The organism is Ruania albidiflava DSM 18029, assembly GCF_000421225.1.
Classification (GTDB): Bacteria; Actinomycetota; Actinomycetes; order Actinomycetales; family Beutenbergiaceae; genus Ruania; species Ruania albidiflava.
In genome coordinates this window covers 50,144-62,423 of the sequence record NZ_ATWL01000016.1, presented here as the reverse complement: position 1 = coordinate 62,423, position 12,280 = coordinate 50,144, and the positions used below count along the sequence as shown (strand labels likewise).

9 protein-coding genes are annotated in these 12,280 nt (G+C 63.0%); all 9 read right to left on the bottom strand.

The window, feature by feature from the left end; all coding sequences use genetic code 11:
- Positions 1 to 195 precede the first annotated feature (195 nt).
- The 9 genes from K338_RS23285 to gatC all read right to left on the bottom strand — a co-directional run bounded on the left by K338_RS23285 (position 196) and on the right by gatC (position 11,981).
- Complete coding sequence (locus K338_RS23285) at positions 196 to 1,212, bottom strand: enoyl-CoA hydratase/isomerase family protein (protein WP_084481347.1); 1,017 nt, start codon at positions 1,210 to 1,212, stop codon at positions 196 to 198.
- A 21-nt stretch (positions 1,213 to 1,233) separates the two neighbouring features.
- Positions 1,234 to 2,673, bottom strand: a complete 1,440-nt coding sequence (locus tag K338_RS25265) for a (Fe-S)-binding protein (RefSeq protein WP_157612536.1) — start codon at positions 2,671 to 2,673, stop codon at positions 1,234 to 1,236.
- A gap of 7 nt (positions 2,674 to 2,680) precedes the next feature.
- Positions 2,681 to 3,913 carry an FAD-binding oxidoreductase gene (locus K338_RS25260; protein WP_084481342.1) on the bottom strand — a complete coding sequence of 411 codons (1,233 nt, stop codon included), beginning with the start codon at positions 3,911 to 3,913 and terminating at the stop codon, positions 2,681 to 2,683.
- Complete coding sequence (locus K338_RS25255; protein WP_084481339.1) at positions 3,910 to 5,361, bottom strand: FAD-linked oxidase C-terminal domain-containing protein; 1,452 nt, start codon at positions 5,359 to 5,361, stop codon at positions 3,910 to 3,912. Before K338_RS25255 ends, K338_RS25260 begins: the two co-directional genes overlap by 4 nt.
- A 26-nt stretch (positions 5,362 to 5,387) precedes the next feature.
- On the bottom strand, positions 5,388 to 6,548 hold the full coding sequence (locus K338_RS23280; RefSeq protein WP_084481336.1) for a CaiB/BaiF CoA transferase family protein: 1,161 nt from the start codon (positions 6,546 to 6,548) through the stop codon (positions 5,388 to 5,390).
- A 138-nt stretch (positions 6,549 to 6,686) separates the two neighbouring features.
- Complete coding sequence (aceB, locus tag K338_RS0115760; protein ID WP_022919128.1) at positions 6,687 to 8,273, bottom strand: malate synthase A; 1,587 nt, start codon at positions 8,271 to 8,273, stop codon at positions 6,687 to 6,689.
- A 401-nt stretch (positions 8,274 to 8,674) separates the two neighbouring features.
- The gene (gene gatB, locus K338_RS0115755; protein ID WP_022919127.1) at positions 8,675 to 10,165 is read right to left on the bottom strand and encodes an Asp-tRNA(Asn)/Glu-tRNA(Gln) amidotransferase subunit GatB; all 1,491 of its coding nucleotides are present in this window, start codon (positions 10,163 to 10,165) and stop codon (positions 8,675 to 8,677) included.
- Positions 10,162 to 11,682, bottom strand: a complete 1,521-nt coding sequence (gatA, locus tag K338_RS0115750) for an Asp-tRNA(Asn)/Glu-tRNA(Gln) amidotransferase subunit GatA (RefSeq protein WP_022919126.1) — start codon at positions 11,680 to 11,682, stop codon at positions 10,162 to 10,164. The genes gatB and gatA overlap by 4 nt, the downstream gene beginning before the upstream one ends.
- Positions 11,682 to 11,981 (bottom strand): Asp-tRNA(Asn)/Glu-tRNA(Gln) amidotransferase subunit GatC, encoded by a 300-nt coding sequence (gatC, locus tag K338_RS0115745; protein ID WP_022919125.1) that lies wholly within the window; start codon positions 11,979 to 11,981, stop codon positions 11,682 to 11,684. Before gatC ends, gatA begins: the two co-directional genes overlap by 1 nt.
- Positions 11,982 to 12,280: the final 299 nt, after the last annotated feature.

The following is a 12,280-nucleotide window of genomic DNA, read 5'->3' as shown; positions in this document are numbered from 1 at the left end:
CTCATCCGAAAGAGCCCGATCCCGGGACGCTGCAGTAGTAGCCATCCCACAACCCTCAAGGCAAAACCCCCTCACATATGGGAGACACGCCCTAGAAGGTAGCTCGCCACAGTCCACCCGTGGGACGCCACGCCGACGGCATCAGCCGACACGGGCCGGCCAGACGACCACGAGGAACGCTCCCCGCGATTGAGGCTAGGACTGCACCCTCATAGCCTCGGACACATCGACGCCCTCAAACGCTGCCGGCTGCCACCCAGGCTCCCGACCTCGGTCAACGAGGACAGCACCGACGCCCTCGACGAAGTCTGATCGTCGTAGACACCATTTCGCGGCCGCGTACTCCCGATCAATACACTCAGCCACACTCAGTCCGCGCGCTTCTGCCAACAGTAGATCAATGAGCGACAGTGACGTCGGCGACGACGAGGCCAGGCCGTCACGCACTTTGGTCTCCAACTCGCTGGTCGGATCCTGTACGGAGGCCATCAACTCCTCAAGTGAGGATCCATCGAACACGTCGACCACGCGCGAACCGTCAAGCCCAGGCTTAGCGTCCCCCGTGATGGCCGCCGAGTCATGTTCGCTCAACCAACGCGCAACTCCATGCCGACCGATGGCGTTGATCACCTCGCTCGTCGAGCCGTTCGGCACGACTGCATCCACCAAACCTAGACGATGCGCCTCATGCGCTCGGAGACGATATCCACATAGAGCTAGCATCCGACCGATGGCCCCAGATTTGTCTCCGCGCAGCCTGGTCAGGTAATACGACGAGCCGACATCCACCACGAAGCCGATTTGCGCTTCTGGCATGCTAAACGACGACGTTTCCGTACATACCGTGTACGCACAGTGCACGCCCAGCCCCATACCTGCGCCAAAAGCATAGCCGTCGACCATAGCAATACACGGCTTAGGATACTCTGCGATGAGCCGAATCAGGTCGTACTCTTCTCCGAAGAACGCGTCCGCCTGATCAACATCGCCCTCTACCACCAGCTGCCGAACTGCCTTGACATCTCCCCCCACGCAAAACGCCTTGGCAAGGCTACTGGAGATCATCACCTCGTGAACGCTAGCGTCTTCACGCCATCGGTCCAGCTCTGCTGTCAAAGCGCGGATCATAGGGAGATCCAACGCATTCAGCGCCTTCTCTCTTGTCAATTCGAGGCGACCCAAACTGCCGTCGCGCCAAGCCTTAACGCTCAATTTGTCACATCACCCTTAGTTTCAGTTCCCACCACACTGGCCACCACACTGACATCCACCTGCAGCGCTATCCGACCGCGCACCCAGGTCCGACGGCAAAGACGCGCCAAATTCGCTACCATCCAACCCGCGCAGAGACGCATCTAGTACCTGAATCGTGTGCGCTGTTAGCATCGACTCGCCCTTTCTGCTCAGAGCCGCCGAAATTTGCAATAGACAACCAGGATTCGATGTGACGAGCAGACCAGCACCAGTCGCCGCTACGTTGGTTGCCTTCCGATCGCCAAGGTCGCCGGCAGGCCCGGGGTTCAGCAGGTTGTATACGCCTGCCGACCCGCAACAGATATCGCCGTCCTCGATTTCCCTCAAGGTCACCCCGGGGATTCCGGTCAAGACACTTCTAGGTTGCTTTCGAATGCCCTGAGCGTGGGACAGGTGACACGCGTCATGGTATGCAATCGTGATGTTCAGCGGATGCCGTGTCGCTTGCGGACCGATTTCGTCCAACAGCTCCGAGATATCGACGACCTTTGCCGCAAACTCCTCCGCCTTCTCGCGGTATTCATCGTCGCCTTCTAGTATCTCGGCATATTCCTTCATGCTGGAACCACAACCTGCCGAATTCACCACAATGCGGTCGACACCGGACTTTTCGAATGCATCAATCAGATTGCGGGCGAACCGCCGCCCTTCTTTCGCCCGCCCCGAGTGCAGGGATAGTGCCCCACAACATTCTTGCGGGGGAATGATCACGTCGCAGCCCTCCATCGAGAGCACACGGGCAGTCGCAGCATTGACATTTGAATAGAACGCGTCTTGGATGCAACCTGTCAGCATCCCCACCACAAGTCGCGGACGACCAACCGCGTCAATGCATTCTGGGAGCTTGACATAGGGAGTGATGCGTGGCGCAACGCTGGCCATCATAGCCATTGACGGTGATATCCGCTCGAGGATTCCAGACTTGCGCACGAGGACATCGAGCCGCAGCTTCTGATACAGAGCCAGTAGCGGCCGCACAATTGACAAACGGCGCCGATACGGGAAGAGCGCGAAGACTCCTGCCCGCAACAATCGTTGCGAACGGCTCCGACTGTCGCTCTTCAGCTCTTCAATCTGCGCGCGCGTCGACGTGATCAGCTTGTCATACTGCACACCGGACGGGCAAGCTGTGACGCACGCCATGCATCCCAGGCACGCATCAAAATGGCCCATCATCGACGCGTCGATCGGCTCACCTTCCAGAGCCTGCTTCATAAGATGGATACGCCCACGGGGCGAGTCCATCTCCTGACCCCAAAGATTGTAGGTAGGGCATGCTGGGAGACAGAACCCACAGTGGACACAGTCATCAATCAAATCGCGAGAGGGGGGGTTCGGCGCCGTGAACGAACCTCCGACCGGGCTTGCCTCGTTGTCCCGAGCTCTGGCAAGCTGACCCAGGACATCGTTCTCGTCCATATCCATCTTAGATACCTCCAACGAATCGACCCGGCGCGAGTCTACGATCTGGGTCAAATCGATCCTTGAGTTCTTGCATATACTTTAGCCCGTCTACCTCGCCCCAGGGATCCACTATGTTCCGCAGCCCTTCACTCGAATACAAGATGGAACATACGCCCTGACGATCTACCGAGAGGAGGCCCCGTATCTTGGTCAGCAACGTCGCTGCCAAGTCGTTATCCGCCGTGTGGACCCCAACGTATCCGACGCCGGTTCCCGATACGCGGACTTCGATGCCTATACCTAGCTCGTCCTCCATGTCGGAGATCAGTCGGAGAACCTTTCCCAGCACACCAAGACTGCAGGACACTTTAAAGACAGTGGCCGCCTCAGGTAGATCAGTCCACCACTCGGGGCGCTCGGTCAGCTTGCCATCAAAAGCGTCGATCGCCGTCGCACTGCGACGTTCCACTCCGCGATCTGTTCCCTCAAAGCCCGCCACCAGGGTGACGTCCTGCTTGCGAGGGTGGCGAGTCATCTCGACGCCTGAAGCTACAAGTTGTGACCGGCCCATCTTCTCCATCAGCTCAGCTACCGAGCCGAGATCGGTACTTGACGCAACGTATGCGGACGAATGTGCGCGTGGGTGGAGTCGGAAAGCCACTTCGGTAACTATTCCAAGGGTCCCGAAGGCACCAATAAATAGTTTCGACAGGTCATAGCCGGCGACGTTCTTCACAACCTTGCCACCAAACTGAACGCATCTACCGTCCGGCAGAACGGCGCGCACCCCGAGCACGAGATCACGTACCGAGCGTCGTACCAACGCACGTGGCCCTGCCGTGCCTGTCGCCAGGAGCCCGCCAACGGTCGAACCGTTCTCATATCGCTCTCTAGGCGGGTCTAAGGACAGTTCGAGGTTGTCGCGTCGAAGCGTCTCATTCAGCGCAGAGAGGCTGATCCCCGCCTTTGTGACCACCACAAGGTCGTCCGGATGATATTCCACGATATCCGACAGCTTGGTCGTTTCTACCATTGCGTCGAGGCCGTTTGGCACTCCACCACACTGGAGAGCGGAGCCACTCCCCCGCGCCATGATGGTCATATCGTTCTCACGAGTATATTTGACCACGTCAATCAAGTCGTTCTCCGACTCGGGCGTGATGGTGAGAGGAGGTATTCCACCAATGATGGGATCCGCGACTCGAATGGTCGCCACGTTCCGCAGATCGTTGGAGATCTGGTCTTGGTTTATCATCGCTTTGCCTGACTTCCGGGACCTGCAGCCCGTACGGTGCCCATTTCCGTTTCACCGCACATTGTCGGTGTCGGAATATGTTTTCCTCGGTTCAAGATGTTCGCCGGGTCAAAGACGCTGCGGACAGACCTCATGACATCGAGCTCGTCTGTATTGAACATCAGGTGCATATAGTCGATCTTGTCGGTGCCCACTCCGTGTTCGCCAGTAATCGAACCACCCTCCGCGACACACAAGGATAGAATCTCGCCAGCTAATTCCTCCGCGCGCTCGGGAGCGCCGTCTTCTTCGGCGTCGAAGAGAACCAAGGGATGCAAGTTTCCGTCGCCAGCATGGAAAACGTTGGCTACTCGCATACCGTATTCTCCGGAGATTCTAGTTATTTCGGAGAGTACGGCTACCAACCTAGAACGTGGGACGACACCGTCCTGCACCAAGTAGTTCGGACTGATACGGCCCACCGCCGCGAAGGCCGATTTCCTTCCTCGCCAAATATTTGCGCGATCGGTATCCGACGTTGCGGTACGAACGCCGAACGCCTTGTTGGCTTTCAAGTGTGCCACCACCTGGCTCACCTCCTCCGCCACTTCGGATTCATGACCATCAAGTTCTACGATCAAGACCGCGCCGGCACCGTCCGGGTATCCACACGCCACAGCCTTCTCCGCCGCCTGGATGGCGAGTGCATCCATCATTTCGATGGCAGACGGAACAATCCCGCTCGAGATGATCGCCGATGTCGCGCCGGCTGCCCCTTCGATCGTCTCGTAACCAGCTAGGATTGTCACGACGTCTTGCGGCGCCCTCGTGATTTTAACTGTCGCCTCTAGAATGGTGCCGAGAGTACCTTCCGACCCGCCTATCAGTCCAAGGAGGTCATACCCGACAGGCTCCTGATACTTGCCACCAATATCAACCGCATCGCCTTGCCCCGTCACAAACCGAAGTCCGGTCAGATGGTTGGTGGTGAAGCCATATTTTAGGCAATGGGCACCCCCCGAATTCTCCGCGATATTGCCGCCGATTGTGCAGATTGTTTGACTCGACGGATCGGGCGCGAAGTAGTATCCGTGTGGCGCGGCCCGCTTGGTGAGCTGGAGGTTGATGACACCGGGCTCTACGACGGCGCACCTATTGATGTCATCGATCTCGATGATGCTCCGCATTTGCGTAACGACAATGAGGAGACCATCGGGATCGGGAAGCGCGCCACCCGACAGTCCTGTTCCAGAGCCGCGGATCACATAGGGGACTTCACGCTCGACACACATTGCGATAGCATGGCTGACGTCCTCGGCGGACCGCGCCAGGAATACTCCTCCAGGTATGGATGCATATTGTTCCAGACCGTCACTTTCGTACGTTCTGAGGCTGGATCGCACGGTGACGACCTGCGACTGGGTATACGACTCAGTCAGGCGTTGAAGGACCGATTGGAGGGGAGACATTTGTTTCTCCTATTTTGAGGAAAGGCTCACGCGTGATCTTGCGGAAAGGCGGGGGGCGCATAGTCGTAACGAACAGGCGTTTCCGACATCTCGATCGGGCTGGCCACCTGGGGTATCGTCTTCCCCTCGCGCTCGATCCGGCGAATGGGGTCCAAGCCCAACTGCCTCGCGCTTTCGAATGCACCAGCTATATCGTTTACTGGGCCCGCCGGCACGCCGGACTTAGTGAGCATCTCCTGTAGTTCTTGTGTCGCAATTTTCTTGGTCGACTCTTCTAGAGTCGGAAGTAGTGTCGATCGGTTGTCGACCCGTGCCGTATTCGTGGAGTATCGCTCATCTCCGGCGAGGTCCTGCCGATCGAGACTCTCACATAGGGACTCGAAGTGTCGATCGTTGCCACAGGCGATCGCTATCTGACCATCCGCGGTCGAGAATGTTTGGTAGGGGACGATCGAAGGATGCTGATTGCCCATCAAACCCGGAGAGCGTCCGGTTCCTAGATAAGCTGTTGCTTGGTTAGCCAGGGAGGCGAGGAGCGCCTGGAGGAGGCTTACCTTGATGCGCTGACCCTGACCGGTTGAATGGCGATGTTGCAGAGCGGCAAGGATCCCGACACATCCATGCAGTCCAGCCAGTACGTCGACCAAAGCGACGCCGGCCTTGACGGGCCCGCTGCCCTCGGTCCCTGTGATGCTCATGAGACCGCCGTAGGCTTGGACAAGAAGGTCGTACCCTGCCAGATTCTTGGCGGCCTCGGCCTCGCCGAAAGCCGAGATGGAGCAGTAGATGATCCTGGGATTTAGTTGACGTGCGTCCTCGTACGACGTCCCGAGTCTCGCGGCTACGCCTGGTCGAAAGTTTTCGACGATGACATCAGCCGTACGGGCTAATTCCGCGAGCTTTGCTCGTCCATCATCGCTTTTGAGATCTAGGACCAAGCTCCGCTTATTTCTGTTAGCGCTCCAGAAGTAGGTGGCCTCGCCATCGACAAACGGGGGGCCCCAGTGCCTTGTATCATCACCTGTTGGACCTTCGACCTTGATGACATCGGCGCCAAGGTCGCCCAGCAACATTGTCAGGTATGGACCCGCCAAGATGCGCGTGAGGTCGAGGACTCGAAGACCTTGCAGGCTAGTTGAGGCGCCGCGGCTCAGCCAGTCTGCCTCTCGGTTGTCCGAGACTGTCATTAGTGCTCCTTAAGGGGCTCTTCCCCTTTGAATCAGTGGGTGTTACTTGGTGGTCCCCAGTCACGAACTAGTCCGCTTCGACTGGTCACGGGGGCGCGCTCCGTGAGGCGCGACCCCGTGACCAGCCCGGATATTCCGTCAGGACATCCGTTCGTAGGCAGGTACCGTGAGGAAGTCGGCGTAGTCGTCGGAGACCGCCACCTCGAGGAAGAGCGACTTCGCTTCCTCGTAGTCCTCAGCGGCGCCGGGGAGGTTGGCGATGACCTCCTCGACGACGCGCTCGATGAGTTCCTTGGTGACCACCTGGTGGGTGTCAGCCAGCTCGATGCTGTTGTGCAGCCACTGCCAGATCTGGGAGCGGGAGATCTCGGCGGTGGCGGCGTCCTCCATCAGGTTGTGGATCGCTACCGCGCCGAGGCCACCGAGCCAGGCCCGGAGGTACTGCAGGGCCACATCGATGTTGTTGCGCAGGCCCTCCTCGGTCACCTCGCCTGGCGTCGAAGCCACATCCAGAAGCTGCTCCGCAGTGACCTGCACGTCCTCGCGCTTGTTGTCGATCTGGTTGGGCTTGTCGCCGAGCACCTCGGTGAACACCTCCTTGCAGGTGGCCACCATGCCGGGGTGGGCCACCCAGGAGCCGTCGAAACCGTCGCCAGCCTCACGGGCCTTGTCCGCGCGGACCTTCTCGAACGCGGTGGCATTGACGGACTCATCCTTGCTCGGGATGAACGCGGCCATCCCGCCGATGGCGTGCGCGCCACGCTTGTGGCACGTGCGTACCAGCAGCTCGGTGTAGGCCCGCATGAACGGTACGGTCATCGTGATCGCATTGCGGTCTGGCAGCAGGAACTCCTTGCCGCGCGTGCGGAAGTTCTTGATCATCGAGAACAGGTAGTCCCACCGGCCGGCATTCAGCCCTGCCGAGTGCTCCCGCAGCTCGTAGAGGATCTCCTCCATCTGGAACGCGGCCGGGATGGTCTCGATCAGGCAGGTCGCCCGGATCGTCCCCCGCGGGAAACCGAGGAGGTCCGACGCCATGTTGAAGGCGTCGTTCCACATCCGTGCCTCGAGGTAGTGCTCCATCTTCGGCAGGTAGAAGTAGGGGCCCTGTCCCTTCTCGATCTGCCGCAGGCCGGCCGTGGCCACGAACAGCGCGAAGTCCACCAGGCCGCCCGCGGTCACCTGACCATCCACGAGGATGTGCTTCTCGTCCAGGTGCCACCCACGCGGGCGCATCACGATCGTGGCGAGCTCCTCATCGGGCTTGAGCGCATAGGACTTGCCATTCTCCGCGGTGAAATCGATGCGCCGATTCACCGCATCCAGCAGGTTCAGCTGACCGTCGATCACGGCGTCCCAGTGCGGGGTGTTCGCATCCTCGAGGTCCGCCAACCACACCTTCGCCCCTGCGTTGAGGGCATTGATCGTCATCTTCTTGTCCGTGGGGCCAGTGATCTCCACCCGGCGGTCCACCAGGCCAGGCGCGGGCGGGGCCACCTGCCAGCTCTCGTCCTCCCGCACCTGGGCGGTCTCGGCCAGGAAGTCCAACGTGCCGCCGGCTGCCAGGTCGGCAACACGCTGCTGGCGAGCTGCCAGGGCCTCCGCCGGGCGTCCGGCCAGGCTGCGATGCAGCTCCACGATCAGTTGCTGCGCGGACTCTGTGAGCACTTCCCCGGCACGCTCGGGAAGATCGCCGACGATCTCGATTCCGCTGACCTTGTCCATCTGGACCTCCCATTGCCATATTTCGCATCGCGAACGTTTGCTTCCTCCCAACGATAGCAGACTGGGTGTCACGGCAGTGTCGACCCACCGACGGATATCCCCTCTTCCCGGAGGGAGGGGAGCACCGACAGCACCATCAGGCTCAGCACCTAGGCTCGGCGCAATGGGCACAGCGGGCACAGCGCTGCATACCGACACCGCTACCGTCGCCCGGCAGCACCACGCACGCCGAGCGAGGTGGTGCAGGCCATCGCCTCCGCGAACGGTTGGTTCAGCGCCGTGGGGAGGCCTAGGCCGACATGGACATCGGCCCGGGCCTCGCATCGACGACGACCTCTACGCCGTGATCGAGGATCGTGTCCGCACCTGGCACAGGTCGGATTCGCTCGAGCGGCTCAGCGTCAGCCGAGCCGCTCCATCACCAGCTCGCGCACCCGGCCGGCGTCCGCCTGCCCACGGGTGGCTTTCATCACCGCACCGATGATGACCCCCATCGGTCCGAGGTTGCCCGAACGGATCTTCTCGGCGATGTCCGGCTGGTCCGCCAGAGTGGCGTCGATGACCTGCAGCAGCGGGCCGTCGTCGGAGACCACCTCCAGACCGCGGGCGGTGACCACCTCCTCCGGCGAACCTTCCCCGGCGAGCACTCCTTCGAGCACCTGGCGGGCGAGCTTGTCGTTCACCCGACCGTCATCGACCAGCGCCTGCAGCGCGGCAACCTGCGCAGGCGTCACGCCGACCTCGGCAAGCTCGACCCCGCGTTCCTTGGCGGTGCGGGCCAGCTCGCCCATCCACCACTTCCGGGCGGCGGGCGCTCCGGCTCCGGCGGCCACAGTCGCCTCGATCACCTCAAGGGCGCCGGCGTTGATGACATCGCGCATCTCCTCCTCGGAGTAGCCCCACTCCTGGCGCAGCCGGCGGCGGCGCACGGCAGGCAGCTCGGGCAGTCCGGCGCGGATCTCGGCCACCCACTCCCGGGACGGGGCGAGCGGGACCAGGTCCGGTTCGGGGAAGTAGCGGTAGTCCTCGGCATCGGACTTCACCCGGCCGCTGGAGGTGGTCGCATCCTCCTCGTGGAAGTGGCGGGTCTCCTGCAGGACGGAACCTCCGCCGTCGAGCACTGCCGCCTGGCGGGAGACCTCGTAGCGCACCGCCCGCTCGATGGAGCGGAAGGAGTTGACGTTCTTCGTCTCGGTACGCGTGCCCAGCGGCGCGTCCGGGGACGACCGCAGGGACACGTTCACGTCCGCGCGCACGTTGCCGCGTTCCATCCGCGCTTCGGAGACCCCGAGCGCACGGAAGATGTCCCGCAGCGCCGAGACGTAGGCGCGGGCCACCTCCGGCGCCCGCTCCCCTGCCCCGGTGATCGGCTTGGTGACGATCTCCACCAGCGGGATACCGGCCCGGTTGTAGTCCACCAGGGAGTAGTCAGCACCCTGCAGCCGACCGGTGGCGCCCACGTGGGTGTTCTTCCCAGCGTCCTCCTCCATGTGTGCCCGCTCGATCTCCACCCGGAAGATCTCGCCGTCGTCGAGCTCCACGTCCAGGTAGCCCTCGTAGGCGATCGGCTCGTCGTACTGGGAGGTCTGGAAGTTCTTCGGCACGTCCGGGTAGAAGTAGTTCTTCCGGGCGAACCGGCAGGTCTCGGCGATCTGGCAGTTCAGCGCCAGCCCGATCCGGATCGCGTACTCCACGGCCTTGCCGTTGACCACCGGTAGCGCACCGGGCAGCCCGAGGGAGACCGGGGTGACCGAGGTGTTCGGCTGCTCACCGAAGCTCGCCGGGGCGTCGTCAAACATCTTCGTGGCGGTGCCCAGCTCCACGTGCACCTCGATGCCGAGCACCGGGTCGAACCGGCTCACGGCCTCGTCGTAGTCGACCAGCGTGGTCATGCCTTCACCTCGATCTCGGGGGCGCGGGCCAGCAGCGGGCCGCCGTTCGCCTGGTCCAGCCGGGCCTCCAGTGCGGCACCGACCCGGTACAACCGCTCGTCCGCCCGGGCCGGGGCGAGGATCTGGAAGCCGGCCGGCAGACCGTCGGAGAGTCCGTTCGGCAGCGACAGACCGGGCACACCGGCCAGGTTGGCGGGGATGGTGGCCACGTCGTTGAGGTACATGGCCAGCGGGTCGTCGACCTTCTCCCCGAAGGGGAACGCGGTGCTCGGCGCAGTCGGCGAGACCAGCACGTCCGCCTGTTCGAAGGCGGCCGCGAAGTCCCGCTGGATCAGCGTGCGCACCTTCTGCGCCGAGCCGTAGTAGGCGTCGTAGTACCCGGCGGACAGCGCATAGGTGCCCAGGATGATCCGGCGCTTGACCTCGGGACCGAATCCCGCCCCGCGGGTGGCGGCCATCACCCGTTCGGCGGTCACCGGGCCGTCGGCCGGTTCGACCCGGAGCCCGAACCGCATCCCATCGAACTTGGCCAGGTTGGAGGAGGCCTCCGAGGGCAGGATCAGGTAGTAGGCGGCCAGTGCGGCGTCGAAGCTGGGGCAGGAGACCTCCACGATCTCGGCCCCCGCGGCACGCAGCTCCTCCAGGCTGGCAGCGAACGCGGCGCTCACCCCCGCCTGGTAGCCCTGGCCACCGAGCTGGGTGACCACGCCCACCCGCACGCCGGCCAGGTCGCCATCGGCGCCCTTCCGGGCGGCCTCGGTGTACGACGGCGGAACTTCCGGCAGCGAGGTGGAGTCCCGCGGGTCATGCCCACCGATCACGTCGTGCAGCAGGGCGGAGTCCAGCACGGTACGCGAGCACGGTCCGGCCTGGTCCAGGCTGGAAGCCAACGCGATCAGCCCGTACCGGGACACTCCGCCATAGGTGGGCTTCACGCCGACAGTGCCGGTGACGGCGGCCGGCTGGCGGATGGAACCGCCGGTGTCGGTGCCGATCGCCAGCGGCGCCTCGTAGGCGGCCACGGCGGCGGCCGACCCGCCGCCGGAACCGCCGGGGATGCGGTCGGTGTCCCACGGGTTGCGAGTAGGGCCGTAGGCCGAGTGCTCGGTGCTCGAGCCCATCGCGAACTCGTCCATGTTCGTCTTGCCGAGGATCGGCATCCCGGCCGCGCGCAGCCGCTCGACGAGGGTGGCGTCATAGGGCGGGATCCAGCCCTGCAGGATCTTCGAGCCAGCGGTGGTGGGCTGCCCCTTGGTGACCACCACGTCCTTCACCGCGATCGGCACCCCGGCCAGCGGGGCGAGCTCCTCGCCGGCGGCGCGGCGGGTGTCCACGTCGGCGGCGGCAGCGAGCGCCTCCTCCGTGTTCACGTGCAGGAAGGAGTGGATGCGTGAGTCCACAGCGGCGATCCGGTCCAGGTGCGCCTGGGTGGCCTCGACGCTGGAGACCTCGCCGGCGGTGAGCTTGGCGGCGAGGTCTGCGGCGGTCAGGCGGGGCAGGTCGGTCGAGTCGGCCACTATGCGTCCTCCCCCAGGATCTGCGGTACGGCGAACTGACCGTCCTCGGCGGCGGGCGCCTGGGCGAGGACCTCGTCCACCGGCAGAGTCTGGCCGACCACGTCCTCGCGGAGCACATTCGTCAGCGGGATCGGGTGGGAAGTTGCGGGCACGTCGTCGCCGGCCACCTCGGAGACCGTGGCCACGGCCTGGACGATCACGTCCAGTTCTCCGGCCAGCTTCTCGATCTCCTCGGGACCGAGGTCGATGCGGGCCAGTCCGGCCAGACGCGCGACCTCGTCAGAGTTGATGGTGGACATGAGCGAAAGTCTACCGATGCCGCCGGACGCACCCGACCACCATGCACACAGCGGCGGTGCTGTGGCGACCGCGACAAGGCCGGCATATGCCTTGGCACGCACTGAGCGGGCCAAGACAACGCGTCGCACCCCGGCTCAGACGTCGACGTGTCGTCCTCTGGATGCCGCTTGAAGTAGACGATCTCGTACAGATCGTCGGCAGACGGCGCTCAGCGCACACTGACACTCGGCGTCTTCTTCCGCTTCTTCGAGGTAGCCATCGTCAGCGACCCTAGAAGCAGGGACCGACAACGCCGGCG

What these genes read in the sequence shown, in the direction of transcription:
- gatB (WP_022919127.1), bottom strand. Translation starts at nt 10,165, where the DNA reads ATGACCACGCTGGTCGACTACGACGAGGCCGTGAGCCGGTTCGACCCG.
- gatC (WP_022919125.1), bottom strand. Translation starts at nt 11,981, where the DNA reads ATGTCCACCATCAACTCTGACGAGGTCGCGCGTCTGGCCGGACTGGCC.
- aceB (WP_022919128.1), bottom strand. Translation starts at nt 8,273, where the DNA reads ATGGACAAGGTCAGCGGAATCGAGATCGTCGGCGATCTTCCCGAGCGT.
- K338_RS25265 (WP_157612536.1), bottom strand. Translation starts at nt 2,673, where the DNA reads ATGGACGAGAACGATGTCCTGGGTCAGCTTGCCAGAGCTCGGGACAAC.
- K338_RS25260 (WP_084481342.1), bottom strand. Translation starts at nt 3,913, where the DNA reads ATGATAAACCAAGACCAGATCTCCAACGATCTGCGGAACGTGGCGACC.
- K338_RS23280 (WP_084481336.1), bottom strand. Translation starts at nt 6,548, where the DNA reads ATGACAGTCTCGGACAACCGAGAGGCAGACTGGCTGAGCCGCGGCGCC.
- K338_RS25255 (WP_084481339.1), bottom strand. Translation starts at nt 5,361, where the DNA reads ATGTCTCCCCTCCAATCGGTCCTTCAACGCCTGACTGAGTCGTATACC.